The 16,728-nt window shown below is 68.0% G+C and carries 17 protein-coding genes; 10 read left to right on the top strand and 7 right to left on the bottom strand.

Annotation, left to right across the window (positions count from 1 at the left end; all coding sequences use genetic code 11):
* Positions 1 to 93: 93 nt before the first annotated feature.
* Positions 94 to 1,146, bottom strand: a complete 1,053-nt coding sequence (locus tag OHA10_RS07030; RefSeq protein ID WP_371405352.1) for a hypothetical protein — start codon at positions 1,144 to 1,146, stop codon at positions 94 to 96.
* Between the two features lie 169 nt (positions 1,147 to 1,315).
* Positions 1,316 to 1,780 carry a MarR family winged helix-turn-helix transcriptional regulator gene (locus tag OHA10_RS07025; RefSeq protein WP_371405351.1) on the bottom strand — a complete coding sequence of 155 codons (465 nt, stop codon included), beginning with the start codon at positions 1,778 to 1,780 and terminating at the stop codon, positions 1,316 to 1,318.
* 78 nt (positions 1,781 to 1,858) lie between these two features.
* Here OHA10_RS07025 and OHA10_RS07020 point away from each other — a divergent pair, with 78 nt between their 5' ends.
* Positions 1,859 to 3,061, top strand: coding sequence for an FAD-dependent monooxygenase (locus tag OHA10_RS07020; protein ID WP_371405350.1), 1,203 nt, complete (start codon positions 1,859 to 1,861; stop codon positions 3,059 to 3,061).
* On the opposite strand, the gene OHA10_RS07015 is transcribed toward OHA10_RS07020, so the two are convergent.
* Positions 3,019 to 3,891 carry a 1,4-dihydroxy-2-naphthoate polyprenyltransferase gene (locus tag OHA10_RS07015; RefSeq protein WP_371405349.1) on the bottom strand — a complete coding sequence of 291 codons (873 nt, stop codon included), beginning with the start codon at positions 3,889 to 3,891 and terminating at the stop codon, positions 3,019 to 3,021. The two genes, OHA10_RS07020 and OHA10_RS07015, sit on opposite strands and share 43 nt — an antisense overlap.
* A gap of 62 nt (positions 3,892 to 3,953) precedes the next feature.
* On the opposite strand from OHA10_RS07015, the gene menE reads away from it, so the two are divergent.
* From menE to menD, 3 genes are read left to right on the top strand one after another with little or no spacing between them, the layout of a single operon-like run.
* Entirely contained in the window at positions 3,954 to 5,057 is a 1,104-nt protein-coding gene (gene menE, locus OHA10_RS07010) for an o-succinylbenzoate--CoA ligase (RefSeq protein WP_371405348.1), read from the top strand.
* Positions 5,054 to 5,980 carry an o-succinylbenzoate synthase gene (locus OHA10_RS07005; RefSeq protein WP_371405347.1) on the top strand — a complete coding sequence of 309 codons (927 nt, stop codon included), beginning with the start codon at positions 5,054 to 5,056 and terminating at the stop codon, positions 5,978 to 5,980. Before menE ends, OHA10_RS07005 begins: the two co-directional genes overlap by 4 nt.
* The gene (gene menD / locus OHA10_RS07000; RefSeq protein WP_371405346.1) at positions 5,977 to 7,617 is read left to right on the top strand and encodes a 2-succinyl-5-enolpyruvyl-6-hydroxy-3-cyclohexene-1-carboxylic-acid synthase; all 1,641 of its coding nucleotides are present in this window, start codon (positions 5,977 to 5,979) and stop codon (positions 7,615 to 7,617) included. The genes OHA10_RS07005 and menD overlap by 4 nt, the downstream gene beginning before the upstream one ends.
* On the opposite strand, the gene mptB is transcribed toward menD, so the two are convergent.
* Together mptB and OHA10_RS06990 are read right to left on the bottom strand one after the other, a co-directional pair.
* A complete protein-coding gene (gene mptB, locus OHA10_RS06995) occupies positions 7,604 to 9,028 on the bottom strand; it encodes a polyprenol phosphomannose-dependent alpha 1,6 mannosyltransferase MptB (protein WP_371405345.1) in 1,425 nt (474 codons plus the stop codon). The two genes, menD and mptB, sit on opposite strands and share 14 nt — an antisense overlap.
* Before the next feature lie 98 nt (positions 9,029 to 9,126).
* Entirely contained in the window at positions 9,127 to 9,318 is a 192-nt protein-coding gene (locus tag OHA10_RS06990; RefSeq protein WP_371405344.1) for a hypothetical protein, read from the bottom strand.
* Between the two features lie 26 nt (positions 9,319 to 9,344).
* Here OHA10_RS06990 and OHA10_RS06985 point away from each other — a divergent pair, with 26 nt between their 5' ends.
* On the top strand, positions 9,345 to 10,172 hold the full coding sequence (locus tag OHA10_RS06985; protein WP_371405343.1) for a GNAT family N-acetyltransferase: 828 nt from the start codon (positions 9,345 to 9,347) through the stop codon (positions 10,170 to 10,172).
* The gene (locus tag OHA10_RS06980; RefSeq protein WP_371405342.1) at positions 10,169 to 10,990 is read left to right on the top strand and encodes a GNAT family N-acetyltransferase; all 822 of its coding nucleotides are present in this window, start codon (positions 10,169 to 10,171) and stop codon (positions 10,988 to 10,990) included. The genes OHA10_RS06985 and OHA10_RS06980 overlap by 4 nt, the downstream gene beginning before the upstream one ends.
* Positions 10,991 to 11,295: 305 nt before the next feature.
* Here OHA10_RS06980 and OHA10_RS06975 read toward each other — a convergent pair whose 3' ends face one another.
* Complete coding sequence (locus OHA10_RS06975) at positions 11,296 to 11,913, bottom strand: MBL fold metallo-hydrolase (protein WP_371405341.1); 618 nt, start codon at positions 11,911 to 11,913, stop codon at positions 11,296 to 11,298.
* Positions 11,914 to 12,087: 174 nt separating this feature from the next.
* Positions 12,088 to 13,350, bottom strand: coding sequence for an isochorismate synthase MenF (locus tag OHA10_RS06970; protein WP_371405340.1), 1,263 nt, complete (start codon positions 13,348 to 13,350; stop codon positions 12,088 to 12,090).
* 129 nt (positions 13,351 to 13,479) lie between these two features.
* Between OHA10_RS06970 and OHA10_RS06965 the strand changes: the two genes are divergently transcribed.
* The 4 genes from OHA10_RS06965 to OHA10_RS06950 all read left to right on the top strand — a co-directional run bounded on the left by OHA10_RS06965 (position 13,480) and on the right by OHA10_RS06950 (position 16,682).
* A complete protein-coding gene (locus OHA10_RS06965; protein WP_371405339.1) occupies positions 13,480 to 14,178 on the top strand; it encodes a demethylmenaquinone methyltransferase in 699 nt (232 codons plus the stop codon).
* A gap of 153 nt (positions 14,179 to 14,331) precedes the next feature.
* Positions 14,332 to 15,645, top strand: a complete 1,314-nt coding sequence (locus OHA10_RS06960) for a geranylgeranyl reductase family protein (protein WP_371405338.1) — start codon at positions 14,332 to 14,334, stop codon at positions 15,643 to 15,645.
* A gap of 121 nt (positions 15,646 to 15,766) precedes the next feature.
* Entirely contained in the window at positions 15,767 to 16,126 is a 360-nt protein-coding gene (locus OHA10_RS06955; RefSeq protein ID WP_130441833.1) for an NADH-quinone oxidoreductase subunit A, read from the top strand.
* A 1-nt stretch (position 16,127) separates the two neighbouring features.
* The gene (locus OHA10_RS06950; protein WP_137256604.1) at positions 16,128 to 16,682 is read left to right on the top strand and encodes an NADH-quinone oxidoreductase subunit B family protein; all 555 of its coding nucleotides are present in this window, start codon (positions 16,128 to 16,130) and stop codon (positions 16,680 to 16,682) included.
* The last annotated feature ends 46 nt before the right edge of the window (positions 16,683 to 16,728 follow it).

The following is a 16,728-nucleotide window of genomic DNA, read 5'->3' as shown; positions in this document are numbered from 1 at the left end:
GGCTACCTGGGGAGTGTGGTGATGGGGGAAGGTGGTCAGCCCCCGCGTGCTCCGCAGTCGATCAGTCGTCGCTTGGCTCCTCCGACGCGCCAGCTATGCGCGCTCCCGCCCACCGCTGAATGGGTTTGCTGCCAGCTGGCGGCGTTCTCTGGACTCCGCGTATGCCTCGCGCATGAGCGCCAGCAGCGCATCGTCGAGCTGGGTCTGGATGTAGTTACCGCGGCCGATCTCGTTCGGAAGAACCTCGTCGAGTTTTGCGAGTGTAGTGGGCGCTTCCTGCTCGAAGACTGTGCGATACGGGGAGAGATATGGCCCGTTCTCGTTCCAGATCGACACCATGGCGCGGGACTGCCCTGGCAGGCGTGGGTTGAGCACCCAGCGTCCCTTGCCGATCGACGTGTAGAGGGTCGCGAGGCCATCATTCTCCAGCGCCTGAGCCCACTCCAGCAGTCGTCGTAATGATGGTCGCTGTTCGGCGGCGACGGTGCCGATGGAGCCTTCGAACTCGTCGGAGCCAAGCAGGATCTCGCTTGCGGAGGAGGGCTTGCCTGTTCCAGCTGATTCGGCCGTCAGTTGCGTGCGGTCCGGCTCCACCAGTTGAGGAACCAGGATGCGCTGGCCGGCTACCTCGTACGCCGTCACCACCACCAGGTCGAGGGCCAGACGATCGCTGGTCACCTCCTGCAGGTAGCCGACAAGATCGACCAAATCACCTGGCGCTTCGTCGAGGACGACGACCGCTCGCAACCGACCGTCCGACAAAGCGTCCTGGAGGCGCGTGTTGAATGAGTCTTCATCGAAGTTCGGATCGCCTTCAGTCGCGGCGGCAGCGGCGTCGGCGATCGATGCGTACCCGTGGCGCCCGAGATAGTCGCGTAGCAGGGTGTGGAGCCCTTCGCTGTCGAGCCGGCGAAGGTAGGCCGCATAGCCAAGCACCTGCGTCAGCGAGCGCCGCCGATCTGTGTTTGCTGCCAGTTTCACCTCGATGACGACAGGTCTGCCGCTCTCGACCTCGACCGCCACGAGGTCCGCACGCTCAGGTCCGCACCTGACCTCTTTGCCAATAACTGCCAAGCGCGGTGCTCCAGCCAGCGGCAGCATGGCCGGTGTCTGCTCGATCAGGTCGTGCAAGTCGGCTTCGAGCACGAATCCAGCAGCGGTTAGCGGTCGCCATTGGCCCTCGTCGCCGAGACCCCATATTCCTGACATCAGTTCCCCCACGTTCGGCAGACCTGGCTGACGCCTGTCGGATGGTCATCTGCCTGCATCGTCGTTCGGGGCGGCGGATAAGTCCACGACTTGGCTTGAAGGGCCCTCAGGAGTCGGTGAGGCGGGTGGCGATGTCGTTGGTGAGTTTGGTCAGGAGGCGGTTGAGTTCTGTGCGGTCGTTGGTGGGCCAGTCGGCGACTACCTCGCGGAACCAGTCGGTGATTGTCGAGGTGTAGCGGTTTGCGGCTTCGGTGCCGGTTCTGGTGGGTTCAATCAGGCTGGCTCGGCGGTCGTTGGGGTCGGTGACGCGTTGGACGAGGCCGCGGTGTTCGAGGGCCTGGACCTGGCGGGTGACGTGGGGGCCGACGACTTGCATGCGGTCGGCGATCTCGCCGACGCGGAGGGGGCCTTCAGCCATCGAGAGGGTCAGCAGGATCGTCATTGCCGGGCGGTCCAGCGCCAGCCCGGTCGCCTCCATCGCCTGCTGGGCGACCCGGCCGCGGTTCATCGCCGTACCCAACTGAGCCAGTCGCGGGAGCAACGCCAGCTCGTCGCCGGAGTCAGCGGTCACTTGATTACCTACCTTAGGTATGTTTATGATCGAGAAGTTAGATACCTAAGGTACATACTTCTGGAAGGGGTCACCATCATGACCGCTGTTCTGATCTCAGGTGCAAGCATCGCCGGGCCGGCGTTGGCCTACTGGCTGGATCGGTACGGCTTCGACGTGACCGTGGTCGAGAAGGCCGCGCAGGTCCGCGGCGGCGGGTACGCGATCGACATCCGGGGTACGGCGCGGGACGTCGCCGACCGGATGGGACTGCTGCCGCAGCTGCGGAGGGCGCATGTCGCCACGCAGCGGATCTCGTTCGTGGACGCCGACGGCGAGCCCATCGCCGCGATCCGGCCCGAGGCGATGACCGGCGGCACGGAGGGGCTCGACCTCGAGGTACGCCGTGGTGATCTCGCCGACGCGCTCTACACGCCGATCCGGGACCGGGTCGAGTTCCTGTTCGGTGACTCGATCGCCGAGCTCGACGATCGCGGGGATCGGGTCGAGGTTCTCCTCGAGAGCGGCGTACGGCGGACGTTCGATCTCGTCATCGGCGCCGACGGGCTGCACTCGAACGTACGGCGGCTCGTCTTCGGCCCGGAGGAGCAGTTCCACGCCTATCAGGGCTACACGTTCGCCGGATTCACGCTGGCCAACGACTTCGGGCTCGCCCATGAGGGCGTCTCCTGGAACGTCCCGGGCCGAGCCGCGGTGCTCTACGCGCACGAGCCGAGCGAAGTCCTGCACGGCTTCCTCACGTTCTGGCAGGACGAGCCGCCGTACGACGCTTTCCGCGACCCGGAGGCGCAGCGCGAACTGGTCGCCGCGACGTTCCCCGACCAGGGCTGGCACGTACCGCGACTGGTCGCCGCGATGCGGGACGCCGATGATCTGTTCTTCGATGTGGTCAGTCAGATCCACATGCCGACCTGGTCACGCGGGCGGGTCGCGCTGGTCGGGGACGCGGCGTACGCGACCTCGTTCATGTCCGGTCAGGGGTCAAGCGTTTCGCTGGTCGGCGCGTACGTGCTGGCCGGCGAGCTGGCGACGCATGCCGATCACGCCGAGGCGTTCACGGCGTACGAGAACCGGATCCGCGAGTTCGTCGAGGACAACCAGGCGCTGGTCGAGATCGGCAAGCAGGTAGTTGCCCCTAGCACCCAAGAACTGCTCGACGCCCGCAACGCGAAACTCCGCGAGGCGACCATGACAGGCGACGAGGGCCGAGAGGCCAACAGCGGCTTGGTCCTGCCGGACTACCCGCCCAGCGCGAGGCCGACGGCCAGGCCGATGGCGTAGAGGAGTTCGGTTTGGCCGGTTCCCTTGAGGACCGGGATCAGGGCGGGGCCGACGGCGTCGCTGAGGACCACGCGGATGGACTTGATCGCGAGCGGTGCGGCGATGAACGCGAGGAGGGTCCAGGGGGTGGCGATCACGGAGACCGCGGCCAGGACGAACGCGAGGATCACCAGCGCGGCGTACAGCTGACGCGAGCGCGGGGCGCCCAGAACCACGGCGAGGGTGCGTTTGCCGGTGACGGAGTCGGTCGGGATGTCGCGGAGGTTGTTGGCCACCAGGAGCGCGCAGGCGATCGAGCCGACCGAGACGGCGCCGGCGACCGCGGGCCAGGTGATGGTTTCGGCTTGGACGTACGTCGTGCCGAGGACGGCGACCAGGCCGAAGAAGAGGAAGACGCTGACCTCGCCGAGCGCACGGTAGCCGTACGGGCGTTTGCCGCCGGTGTAGAACCACGCGCCGAGGAGGGAGGCGGCGCCGGCGACCAGGAGCCACCAGGTGGTGGTGGCGGCGAGGACGATGCCGAGCGCGGCGCCGATGCCGAAGCAGGTGAAGGCTGCGGCCTTGACCTGGCCGGGAGAGGCGACCTTGGAGCCGACCAGGCGCAGCGGGCCGACGCGGTTCTCGTCGGTGCCGCGGATGCCGTCGCTGTAGTCGTTGGCGTAGTTGACGCCGATCTGGAGCGCCAGGGCGACGCCGAGGGCCAGCAGCGCCTTCCACCAGACGAAGCCGTCCAGGTACGCGGCCGCGCCGGTTCCGACGAGAACAGGAGAGATCGCGGCGGGCAGCGTGCGCGGGCGGGCGCCTTCGATCCACTGGGCAGGTGTGGCCATGACCGTCGATTCTGTCAGCCGCGAGTCGGGCGCACGGAGGTGGGCCGTACGCTCGGGGTGTTATGGCTAGATTGCGGCTGGTTTCGGGGACACCGGATGCGGTGCTGGCGGCGCTTGCCGGTGTGTTGGACGGTAGCGGTACGCCGTTCGCGCCGGCGCCGGAGGATGCCGTCGGGGCTGCGCGGGTCGAGCAGGCGGCGGTGCCGGGCGAGCCGGTCGAGGATGACTGTGCGGTCGTGCTGACCACTTCCGGGTCCTCAGGCGAACCGAAGGGCGTGCTCCTGTCGCGGGAGGCGCTGATCGCATCTGCGCTGGCGACGCACGATCGGCTCGGTGGCCCGGGGCAGTGGCTGCTGCCGATGAAGCCGTACTTCGTGGGCGGGTTGCAGATCCTCACGCGATCGCTGGTCGCGGGCACGACGCCGGTCATGCTCGGCGAGAGCTTCACGGAGAGCGCTGCCGCGATGACAGGCGCTCGGCGGTACACGGCGATGGTCCCGACACAGCTGGCGCGCTATCTCGAGACCGACGCGGATGCGCTGCGGTCGTTCGACGCGATCATCATCGGTGGGGCGTCGACCCCGGAGCCGTTGAAGATGAAGGCGGCGGAGGCGGGAGTCACGGCGATCCCGGCGTACGGGATGACCGAGACCGGGAGCGGCTGTGTGTACGCCGGAGTGCCGCTCGACGGCACCTCGATCTCGCTCGATGACGAACAGCGGATCCTGATCAAGGGGAGCACGCTGTTCTCCGGGTACCGGTTGCGGCCGGAGCTGACGGCCGAGGTGATGAAGGATGGGTGGTTCCGGACGCAGGACCGGGGCGAACTGCTGGACGGTCGGTTGCGGGTTGTCGGCCGGGTCGACGATGTGGTGATCTCCGGCGGGGTCAATGTCACGCTGACCACGGTGCAGGCGCGGATCCTCGAGCATCCACTGGTGAAGGACGCGGTCGTGCTGGGCGTTCCGGACGCGGAGTGGGGGACGCGAGTGGTCGCGTTCGTGGTCGCTTCGGCGGGCGCGGCCGGGCGCGAAGAGTTGCGGGACTGGGTGAGCGAGACGTTGCCTAGGGCATGGGCTCCGCAGGACGTGATCAGGCTGGAGGCGTTGCCGATGCTTGCTTCGGGCAAGGTTGATCGGCAGGGGTTGCTGGAAGGCGTGCGGTGATCACGTACTCGATCGGGCTCAAGAACAAGTTCCGTGGCATCACGGTCCGCGAAGGCATGGTGTTCGAAGGGCCGGCTGGGTGGGCTGAGTGGAGCCCGTTCCTGGATTACGACGACCCGACCTGCGTGTCCTGGTTGCGAGCGGCTCGCGAGGCCGCCGAACTCGGGTGGCCGGCGCCGGTGCGCGACCGGGTCCCCGTCAACTGCACCGTGCCCGCGATCGGCCCTGAGAAGGCGGCGGAGATTGTCAGGGCAAGCGGATGCCGCACGGCGAAGGTGAAGGTGGCCGAGCCGGGTCAGACGCTGGCCGACGACCTCGCACGCGTCGAGGCGGTACGAGACGCGATCGGCACCGGACACGTGCGGATCGACGCGAACGGTGCGTGGTCCGTCGACCAGGCCGTGCGGAGCCTCAAAGAGTTACAGCGTTTCGACCTCGAGTACGTCGAGCAGCCGTCGGCGACCGTGGAGGAATTGGCCGAGGTACGGCGGCGGACCGACGTACCCGTGGCGGCCGACGAGTCGATCCGGCGGGCCGAGGATCCCTTGCTGGTGAAGAAGCTCGACGCCGCGGACATCGCCGTACTGAAGGTGCAGCCGATCGGCGGAGTCCGGGCGTGCCTGGAGATCGCCGAGCAGATCGGGCTGCCGGTTGTCGTGTCGTCGGCGTTGGAGACCTCGGTTGGGATCGCGGCGGGCGTCGCGCTGGCGGCGGCGTTGCCGGAACTTCCTTATGCGTGTGGGCTGGCGACGGTGTCGATGTTCACATCCGAACTAGTTGCGGAGCCACTAGTTGCAGTCGACGGATTCCTGCCGGTGAAGCGAGTTGTGCCGGACGCGCAGCTGCTGGATGCGGCACGAGCCGACGCGGAGCGGACCAAAGTGTGGGAAGAACGCCTGATGCGAGTGAGGAGTGCGGGATGAACCCGTCCACGGCCTTTGCGACTGTGGTGGTCGATGAGCTGATCCGCAACGGCGTCCGGGAAGCGGTGGTCTCACCAGGTTCCCGGAGCGCGCCACTGGCGTTGGCGTTCGCGGAGGCGGATCGCGGCGGGCGGCTCAGACTGCATGTGCGGATCGACGAGCGTACGGCGGGATTCCTGGCCATCGGTCTGATGCGCGGCACCGGTCTGCCGGTCCCGGTGGTCACCACGTCCGGTACGGCGGTGGCGAACCTGCACCCCGCCGTACTGGAGGCATCGCACAGCGGGCTCCCGCTGATCGTGCTGAGCGCGGATCGCCCACCGGCCCTCAGAGGTAGCGGTGCGAACCAGACGACCGACCAGATCAAGGTGTTCGGCTCTGCGGTCCGGCTGTTCCACGAGATGGGTACGCCGGTCCGTGAGATCGGACAGGTGGCGTACTGGCGGTCCCAGGTCGCGCGTGCGGTCGCCAACGCGACAGGGGCTCGCTCCGCCGACCCGGGACCGGTCCAGCTCAACTGCCCGCTCTCGGAACCCTTGGTGCCCACTGACGGACCTGACTGGCCAGAAGCGTTGAGTGGGCGTAGCACCGGGCCGTGGACGGCTGTGCATGCGGCGACTGTTCATCCGGCGGCAGTGTCTCCGGGGCCTCGGACTGTGGTGGTTGCGGGTGACGGGGCTTCGCAGGCGGCACGACTGGCTGCTGAGGCTGGGCGATGGCCGTTGTTCGCCGAGCCGTCGAGCCGGGCGCGGACCGGGCCGGCGGTGATCGCGGCGTACCGGTTGTTGCTGCAGGCAAGCTCATTGAGTGATCAGATCGAGCGTGTACTGGTCTTCGGGCATCCGACGTTGTCGCGCCCGATCTCGAAGTTGCTGGCGCGGACGGACGTCGAGGTGGTCGTGGTGGCGCCGACCGGGCTGTGGCCGGACCCGGCGCGCCGGGCCAAGTCCGTGGTGACCGCCTTGGAGGTCACCGGGCCGGACACCACCGACTGGCTCGAGCAGTGGCAGCACGCGGATCAGCTGGCGCGTCCGGAGATCGACAAGGTGCTCGCGGACGGACTGAGCGGACCGCGCGTCGCGGCGCTCGTCGGCGAGGTCGTCGGCGCTGACGGCATGCTCGTCGTCGCGTCCTCGAACCCGATCCGCGACCTCGACCTCGCCCCGGTCGTTCCGATCCGAACGATCGCCAACCGCGGTCTGGCCGGTATCGACGGCACGATCTCGACGGCCGTCGGCGCCGCGCTGGCGAACGCGGGCCCGACGTACGCGCTGATCGGCGATCTCGCGTTCCTGCACGACAGCAACGGGCTCGTCATCGGCCCGGACGAGGCCCGCCCCGACCTGCGGATCGTGGTCGTCAACGACAACGGCGGTGGCATCTTCTCCACGCTGGAGCAGGGTGACCCGACGCACGCCACGCACTTCGAGCGGGTCTTCGGTACGCCGCACAACGTGGACCTGGGCGCACTGTGCGCCGCGACGGGTACGCCGTACGTGAGCGTCGAGACGGTCGACGAGCTGCGGACTGCGCTCACGCCGACGGTCGCCGGCATGGATGTCGTCGAGGTGAAGGTCTCGCGCGACGACCACCGCCCGTTGGGTGAGGCGATGGTGGCCACGCTCAAGCCGCTGTAACCGGGACCTTCTCCGGCGTCCGCGCCGGGTGCAGCGTCCTGAGGTGGTTGAGCAGCGTCAACGCCACGGCGACGACGAGAGCCGTCGTGGTCAGGATCGGGATCGTCGCGCCGCGCAGCGACGAGTTCAGCGGTGCCGCGATCGTGAAGATCAGACTGACCGCCGTGATGATCGTCGTCAGCTTCCGCCCCGGTCGTGCGACGGCCAGGAACGGCAGGCACCACAGGAAGTACCAGTCGTGCGCGCTGGGACCCAGCACGACCACCGCCAGCAATGCGATGCCGACAGCACGCGCCGCGTAGTGGATCGACGACCGGAGACTCAGTACTGCGATCAGCCCGAGCGCAGCGACCATTCCGACCAGTCGGACGATCTGGAGAGCCTGCGACGCCGCAGTGTCCTCACCTAGCCAGCTGAGTACGCCGGACGCCGCCATACCGATCAGATTGGCAACGGAGAACGGCGACCGGACCAGCCCCGGCACATCGAGCGCACCGAACCACCCAGAGCCCACACCGGTCAGCGCACCGATCGTGAACAGCGTCAGCACCGACACAGCCCCAGCAATCACCAGACTGGCGAATCGGAGCAGCCGCCCGGCCAGTGGACTCATCACTGCGGCGATAGCGATCACCACGAGACCGCCCGGCAGCTTCACCGCGGCAGCGGCTCCCGCCACGACAGCCGCCGTACCCCACCGGCCAGTCAGCGCCAGTGCGAACGCGCTGCAGGCCAGTCCGATCATCAGTACGTCGTTGTGCGCCGCGCCGATGCCATGGGTGATCAGCATCGGGTTCAGCACGACCAGCCAGGTCGCGAAGACCGGATCGACCCGGCACGCGCTCGCCAGGCGCGGTACGGCCCAGGCGATGAGCACGATGCCCAGGACGGCGAGGAGGCGGTGCGCCAGCATCAGCGTGTACGGGTTCATGGTGACGTGCGCGACCAGACCGCCGTACGCGAGCGGCAGCGGACCGTACGGCGCAGGTGTCTGCATCCACATCGGGTCGACTGCCTCGATGATGTGGCCGGACAGTACGCCGGGACCAACGTCGTACGGGTTGTAGCCCTTGGCGACCAGAGCGCCCTGGGCGGCGTAGCTCCAGGCGTCCCGGCTGAACAGCGGCGGCGCCAGCAACAGCGGTGCGCTCCAGTACGCCGTCATGCGGAGCAGCGGGAACCGTTCGCCGGCCATGACGCGGCGGCCCACGGCCAGCCAGGCCCAGGCCATCAGCCCGAGCCCAGCGACCATGAACGTCAGGCCGACCATCCGGCCGATCAATGAGTGCCGAAGATCGCCGGTGATCGGCAGACTGGCTACCCACGAGGACTGGGGCACCACCGAGGTCACCAGACTGGCCAGAGCAACGACGACAGAGCCGACCAGCCCACGGACCATCGGCGAACGCATACGCCCGACGCTAGTGGCGCTGAGCGACCACCAAATGAACAGTGCCTAGCGTCAGGCGGACTCCTTACGGAAAGTGCGCGCTCCGACGGCGAGACCGATCACTGTGAGCAGCACGACCCAGAACCCCACAGCGACGCCGAGCTGCTGATGTCGCCGCGGAACAGGGCGCGGACACCGTTCACGACGTGCTTCAGCGGGCTGATGTCGGACAGCCGCTGCAGCCAGGTCGGGCCGAGCAGCAACAACCGCGTGGTGGACCTGGTCGCGGTGTAAATCCGGACGACCCGCAACCGTCCCCAGGCGTACGATCCGGGCCATGGAAGTCCGGGTGACGAGCGATCCGCAGGTGTTCGAGCAGACCGTGTTCCCTTTCCTGCAACAGGATCCGGTGCTGCACACGATCATCATGAGCAACGTCCACGAGCGCGCGAACGGTACGGCGCGAGCCGAGTCCGAGCCGTCGTACTACGTCTCCGTGCACGATCCGGACGTGGTCGGCGTGGCGATGCGTACGCCGGGCCGCGGTGTGTACCTCGGCGCGCTGCGGGATGCCCTCGCCGAGCCGATCGCCGATGCCTACGCCGACGTACTGCCCGAGCTCACCGGTGTCGCGGGCGACCGACCGGCCGCGCACCGGTTCGCGGCGCGGTGGGTCGAGCGGCGCGGCGGGAACCTGACGGAGACACGCGGCACCCGGCTGCACAAGCTGATCGACTTCACGCCCCTCTCGGCGGACGGCGGAACGCCGCGCCCGATGAACGCCGACGAAGTCGACCTGGTCGCCGCCTGGGGCAAGGACGGTTTCGCGGAGGAGCTGTCGAGCGGCCACCACGAGTGGGCCGGCGGCCGGCTGGCGGACGGGACGATGTGGATGTGGGAGGTCGACGGCGAGGCGGTGAGCATGGTCGGCTACCACCTCCCGCTCTTCGGCGTCTGCCGGGTCGGTCCGGTCTACACGCCACCGGAGCACCGGCGCCACGGGTACGCCGGCGCGCTGACCAGCCACGTCTCCGCGATGATCCTTGCCGACGGCAACCAGGCCTGCCTCTACACGGACCTGGCCAACCCGACCTCCAACAAGATCTACTACGAGGCCGGCTACCGCCCGGTGGCCGATTTCGTCGATGTGGAGTTCAGCACGTGAGAGCGCAGCTCACGTCGGACGCGTCGGCGTACCGGGAGCTGGTTTTCCCTTTCCTGCAACGCGATCCGGTGCGGAACCTGATCATCCTGACCAGTGTGCAGGAACACGCCGACAATCCACGGTCCGAGCATGAGCCTGCGTACTTCGTCTCGGTGTACGACGACGCGGTGGCGGGCGCCGCGATCCAGGCCCCGGGCCGACTGATTTATCTGGGCGCGCTGCAGCCGAAGTACGCCGAGATCGTCGCCGATGCCTTCTTCGAAGCGGTGCCGGACGCGCCAGGGGTCGCAGGCGATCGCGTCGTCGCGGACCGCTTCGCCGATCGGTGGTGTGCGCGGCGCGGCTGCCGGGCGACCGAGGTCAGAGCCGCTCGTCTGCACAAGCTGGACACGTTGACTCCGCTGCCGGCGGATGGGCAGCCACGCCTCATGACCGCGGCTGACGTCGAGCTGATCGCCGCGTGGGGAGCAACTGGGTTCGGGCAGGAGATCGGGGGCGACTACCTGGACTGGTCGAGGCTGCACCTGCGCGAACGGCGGCTCTGGCTCTGGACGGTCGACGATGAGCCCGTGAGCATGGTCGCTCATCACCTGCCGGTCTTCGGCGTCTGCCGTGTCGGGCCGGTGTACACGCCGCCCGAGCATCGGCGGCAGGGGTACGCCGGGGCTCTGACGAGCCACGTGTCCGCCGAGATCCGTTCTGCCGGCAATCAGGCCTGTCTGTACACGAACCTTGCCGATCCGACGTCCAACTCGATCTACCAGCAGGTGGGCTATCGTCCGGTCGCCGACTTCGTCGAAGTGGAGTTCTCTGCATGATCGTCCGTGCCACCGATGATCCGGCCGCGTTCAAGGAGCTGGTTTTCCCTTTTCTGCAAGGTGATCCGGTTCGCAACTCGACGATCCTGACCAACATCCCCGACCGCGTGAGCGGGATCATGAATGATCCCGAGCCGCCCGTGTTCGTCTTGGTGCATGACGGCGCACGGGAGCGCGCCCACCGGGCAGCTCGTGGAGAGCCTGCGGCCGGCCGAGGTCTGTTTGCGGACAGACCTCGGCAATCCGCACTCACATCGCGTGTATCAGCAGCTCGGGTTCGAGACTGTGGTGGAGCTGCGCAGGTTTCAGCTGAGTTCGGTGGACTCGCCCGCCGCGAGACCGGCGTACGGGCGGTCGTCGGAGTTCAGGAAGCGCGAGAACATGCTTTGACCGATCGGGCTGAGCAGCGCGTCGTGGATGCCGACGAGACGGTCCGCCTTGACGCTGCGCGCGTACTCGACGGCCGGCGGGAGTGCGAACCACGGGCCGGAGATCGGGACGAGGTTCAGGTGTACGGCGCGGTCGGGCTGCGTGAACGAGTCGCCCGGGTGGTACACGGCGTCGTCGACCAGGAAGCCGATGTTCTCGCAGGGCACGCCCCACTCCGGGAGGATCACCGCGTGGTCCTTGCCATAGGCACTCACCGAGAAGCCGGCGGCCTCGAACGACTGGCCGCCCTCGACCACGTGCACGCGCTCGCCCAACGCGGTGAGCTGCGCGGCGACGCCGGCGTTGGTGTATACGGGCACGTCGAGCGCCGCGACCCGGTCGACGTCCAGGTGGTCCTGATGCTCGTGCGTCACCAGGATCGCATCGGCCTTCTCGAACGCCGCGTCCTCACTGAACGATCCGGGATCGATCAGCAGAACCTTCCCGTCCTTCTCCAGCCGAACACAAGCATGCGCAAACTTCGTCAACTTCACTTGTCAGTCTCCCAATGCGTCGTTCACCGGAACCACTAAGGCGCTCGCTCCAGCCAGCTTAGTTCGCCCCCGAACACATCCTCAGCCGACCGCGCACCTACTCCCACGGCCGGCCGGGGCGGTCGGTTCAAGCCCACCCACCAGCGGGTTGGATGAAGGCATGCGGAGCTGTGCTCAGTCGCCCAGGGCGTCTCGCATGGGGACCAGTTTGGCGTTGGTTTCGGCTAGTTCGGCGTTGGGGTTGGAGCCGGCGACTATGCCGGCGCCGGCGAACAGGCGCATGCGGCGGGGGTTGTCGGGGTCGGCTTGGCCGCAGCGCAGGGCGATGCACCACTCGCCGTCGCCGGCGGCGTCCATCCAGCCGACGGGGCCGCTGAAGCGGCCGCGTTGCATGCCTTCGATCTCGCCGATCAGGTCGCGCGCCACGGGGGTCGGCGTACCGCAGATCGCGGCCGACGGATGGAGGGCGGCGGCCAGGCCGAGTGCGGAGGCGCCGTTGTTGGCCACGCCTGCGACGTCGGTCGCGAGGTGCATCACGTTCGGCAGGTGCAGGACGAACGGCGTCTCCGGCACGTTCATCGACTTGCAGTGCGGCTCGAGTGCCTCGGCGACCGAGCGTACGGCGTACTCGTGCTCCTCGAGGTCCTTCGACGACCGCGCCAGCGACGCCGCCAGAGCCAGGTCGTGCGCGTCGTCTCCGGTACGGCGGATCGTCCCCGCCAGCACCCGAGACGTGATCAGGCCCTTCTCCCGGCGCACCAGCAGCTCAGGAGTGGCGCCGATGAGACCGTCGACGGAGAACGTCCAGCAGTTCGGGTACGACGTCGCGAGCCGGTGCAGTGGCCAGCGCAGATCGATCGGCTGCTCGGCGATCGCGATCAGGTCGCGGGCGAGCACGACCTTGTCGAGCTCGCCGGCGGTGATCCGGCGTACAGCCTCCGCGACGATGCTCGACCACGCCGTCCCGGTACGGGCGCCGTCCGCGAACGTCACGTCGTACACCGGCGACGGCTCGTGCTTGACCAGCTCGGGCGGTGCGGTCAACGAGCTGGCCGGCGAGACCGTGGTCACCCAGGTGGTGCCGGCGCGGCGGCCGACGATGACTTCGGGGACGACCAGCACGCTCGGGTCCTGGTCGGTGAAGCCGAACGATCCGAAGCAGACCAGTCCCGACCCAGGTACGCCGACGTCGTCACGCACCACGGCTGCCGCAGTGATCTCCTGCCACCAGCGCATCGCGTCCTGAAAGCGGTTGCCACCGGCAACGTCGAGCCGGGCGGCGACGCCCCAGCCGACCTGGCCGTCGCCCCGCCGGACCCAGGCGAGTCCGCCTTCGGCGGGCAGATGGTCCAGTAGTTGCGCGGACACATCGTCGACCACCTGGCTGCGGATCACCAGGCGCGGAGCCTGGTCGCGAACCGGCTCAGACAAACTCACGGGACCACTCCTCGCGCGTGCTGCGGCCCCGGGTTGCGGCGGCCGGACGGCTCCCAAGAGATGTACTCACGAGATGCAAGCGTATGCCTGCCGGACAGGGCACCGCCTCACCCGTGATGAACTAGACAGGTGACGCGCGCAGACCTGAGCAAAGAACCGCATGCCGTGGCGGCCATGTTCGACAACGTGGCCGAGGGGTACGACCGGACCAACGCGGTCGCGACGATGGGTCTGGAGAAGCACTACTGGCGGCCGGAGACGTTCAAGGAGATCGCGCCGCGGAAGGGGATGAAGATCCTCGATCTGGCGGCCGGAACCGGTGCGTCGAGCATCAGGCTGCGCGAGGCCGGCGCCGAGGTGGTGTCCTGCGACTTCTCGGTCGGCATGCTCCGGGTCGGCAAGCGCCGCCACCCCGAGCTCGACCTGATCGCCGGCGACGCGCTCCGGCTCCCGTTCACCGACGACACCTTCGACGTGGTGACGATCTCGTGGGCGCTGCGGAACGTGAACGACGTCACCGTCGCGCTCGAGGAGATGCTCCGGGTCACCCGCCCGGGAGGGCGACTCGTCGTACTCGAGCAGTCGCATCCGACCTGGAAGCCGTTCCGGGTCGTGTACCTCGAGTACATGATGCGCGCCGTACCGGCGGTCGCGAAGGTGGTCTCGAGCAACCCCGAGGCGTACGAGTACCTGGCCGAGTCCACCCGCGCGTGGCTCCCGCAGGAGCCGCTGGCCCGGACCATCCAGGACGCGGGCTGGACCCGTGTCCAGTGGCGCAACCTGACCGGCGGTCTGGTCGCCATCCACCGGGGAGTGAAGCCCGTTTAATTACGCAACGGAACTTAAGCGTAATTTGCTTGCCTGCAAGGGGGTTGGGGCGAGTTTCGTGTCCGCGTCAGGCAGTCCTAGACTGTCAAGTGACGAGTGCTCGTGAAGCGATTCACGAGCGCACCAGCCCCCTCAGCCAGGCCAGGAATCGAGATGAGCCAGAGCGTGCCGAGCGCGCAGCAGGTGGAGACCGCCGATGTGATCGTCGTCGGTGCCGGGCCCGCCGGATCAGCGGCGGCGTACCACCTGGCGAACGCCGGACTCGACGTGCTGCTGCTGGAGAAGACCGCGTTCCCGCGCGAGAAGGTGTGCGGTGACGGGCTCACCCCGCGCGGCACCAAGCAGCTGATCAACATGGGCATCGACATCTCCGAAGAGGCCGGCTGGATCCGCAACTACGGGCTCCGGATCCAGGGTGCCGGACACCAGCTGCAGCTCGACTGGCCGGATCTGGCCAGCCACCCGAACTACGGCCTGACCCGCAACCGGATGGACTTCGACGACATGCTCGCCCGGCAGGCCGTGAAGGCCGGGGCGCGGCTGCGTGAGCGGACCAACGTGAGCGGCCCGGTCCTCGACGACCGCGGTTTCATCGTCGGCGTCACCGCGAAGCCGGTCGACGACAACGGCCGCCGGGCCGGCGCCGACCTCGAGTTCCGGGCGCCACTGGTGATGGCGGCCGACGGCAACTCGTCCCGGCTGAGCATCTCGATGGGCATCCACAAGCGCGACGACCGGCCGATGGGCGTCGCCGTCCGGACGTACTTCACCAGCCCGCGGACCAACGACGACTACCTCGAGTCCTGGCTGGAGCTGTGGGCCGACGACCCGAAGCAGCCCGGCGGGAAGGTGCTGCTGCCCGGGTACGGCTGGATCTTCGGGATGGGCGACGGCACGGTCAACGTCGGTCTCGGCATCCTGAACACCTCGGACGCGTTCGGCAAGGTCGACTACGCCGACCTGCTGAAGGCGTGGCTGAAGAACACGCCCGAGGAGTGGCAGTTCCGCGACGAGTTCCAGACCATCCCGATCCGCGGCGCGGCCCTGCCGATGGGCTTCAACCGGCAGCCGCACTACACCCGCGGCCTGATGCTGCTCGGCGACGCCGGCGGCATGGTCAACCCGTTCAACGGCGAGGGCATCCCGTACGCGATGGAGTCCGGGGCGTTCGCCGCCGAGGTCGCCGCCCAGGCGCTGCGCCGGCAGCCGAACCAGCGCGAGCGCGCGCTGACGGCGTACCCGAAGGCGCTGAAGCAGGAGTACGGCGGCTACTACACGCTCGGCCGGATCTTCGTGAAGCTGATCGGAAATCCGGAGGTGATGCGGCTGTGCACCAAGTACGGTCTGCCGCGCACCACGCTGATGAAGTTCACCTTGAAGTTGCTCGCGAACCTCACCGACCCGCGGGACGGTGACGTGATGGACAAGATCATCAACGGTCTCACGAAGCTCGCACCGGCCGCCTAACCGGCGGGGCGAGTGAGCTGAGCCACAGCGCTACTGATAACACAGTCCTGGCAGTAGACACCGTACTGGCGGGCTGACCCGAACGACAGAATCAACCGGCTGAAGGAGGGAGCACCCAGCGATGCACCCCTACACACCGATTCTCGCTCTTGGTGTGCTCGCGGCGCTCTTCGTCGCAGGCAGCATCACCGTGAGCGCGCTGGTCGGCCCGAAGCGCTACAACCGGGCCAAGCTGGACTCCTACGAGTGCGGCATCGAGCCGACCCCACAGCCGGTCGGCGGTGGGCGCTTCCCGGTGAAGTACTACATCACCGCGATGCTGTTCATCGTGTTCGACATCGAGATCGTCTTCCTCTACCCGTGGGCGGTGGCCTTCGACCAGATGGCGCTGTTCGGGCTGATCGAGATGGTCATTTTCATCGTCACCGTCTTCATCGCGTACTCCTACGTATGGCGTCGTGGCGGACTGGAGTGGGACTGACATGGGTCTTGAAGAACAGCTTCCGGCCGGCGTACTGCTGAGCACGGTCGAGGGCCTGCTGGGTTATATGCGCAAGGCGTCGTTGTGGCCGGCAACCTTCGGGCTGGCGTGCTGCGCGATCGAGATGATGACGACCGGCGCACCGCGGTACGACGCGGCCCGGTTCGGCATGGAGGTCTTCCGGGCGTCGCCGCGGCAGGCCGACCTGATGATCGTGGCCGGCCGGGTGAGCCAGAAGATGGCTCCGGTGCTGCGCCAGATCTACGACCAGATGCCCGGCCCGAAGTGGGTGCTGGCGATGGGCGTGTGCGCGTCTTCGGGCGGCATGTTCAACAACTACGCGGTCGTCCAGGGCGTGGACCACGTCGTACCGGTCGACATGTACCTGCCCGGCTGCCCGCCGCGGCCGGAGATGCTGCTGGACGCGTTCCTGAAGATCCACGACCAGATCCAGCACATGAAGCTCGGCGCGCACAAGAAGGCGCTGCAGTCCGAGCAGGAGGCCGCGGCCCTGGTCGCCGCGCCGACGATCGAGATGAAGGGCTTGCTCAGGTGACCGAGCGAAGCGAGGGCACCCAGAGGCACAGCAGCGTTCCGCTCAT

It is taken from the genome of Kribbella sp. NBC_00662 (assembly GCF_041430295.1).
In the GTDB taxonomy this organism is placed as follows: Bacteria; Actinomycetota; Actinomycetes; order Propionibacteriales; family Kribbellaceae; genus Kribbella.
This window is presented reverse-complemented; position numbering and strand designations above follow the sequence as displayed.

Bases quoted from the DNA above. Each gene is read 5' to 3' on its own strand.
- OHA10_RS07020 (WP_371405350.1), top strand. From the start codon at position 1,859: ATGACCGCTGTTCTGATCTCAGGTGCAAGCATCGCCGGGCCGGCGTTG.
- OHA10_RS07015 (WP_371405349.1), bottom strand. From the start codon at position 3,891: ATGGCCACACCTGCCCAGTGGATCGAAGGCGCCCGCCCGCGCACGCTG.
- OHA10_RS06960 (WP_371405338.1), top strand. From the start codon at position 14,332: ATGAGCCAGAGCGTGCCGAGCGCGCAGCAGGTGGAGACCGCCGATGTG.
- OHA10_RS06985 (WP_371405343.1), top strand. From the start codon at position 9,345: ATGGAAGTCCGGGTGACGAGCGATCCGCAGGTGTTCGAGCAGACCGTG.
- OHA10_RS06955 (WP_130441833.1), top strand. From the start codon at position 15,767: ATGCACCCCTACACACCGATTCTCGCTCTTGGTGTGCTCGCGGCGCTC.
- menE (WP_371405348.1), top strand. From the start codon at position 3,954: ATGGCTAGATTGCGGCTGGTTTCGGGGACACCGGATGCGGTGCTGGCG.
- OHA10_RS06950 (WP_137256604.1), top strand. From the start codon at position 16,128: ATGGGTCTTGAAGAACAGCTTCCGGCCGGCGTACTGCTGAGCACGGTC.
- mptB (WP_371405345.1), bottom strand. From the start codon at position 9,028: ATGCGTTCGCCGATGGTCCGTGGGCTGGTCGGCTCTGTCGTCGTTGCT.
- menD (WP_371405346.1), top strand. From the start codon at position 5,977: ATGAACCCGTCCACGGCCTTTGCGACTGTGGTGGTCGATGAGCTGATC.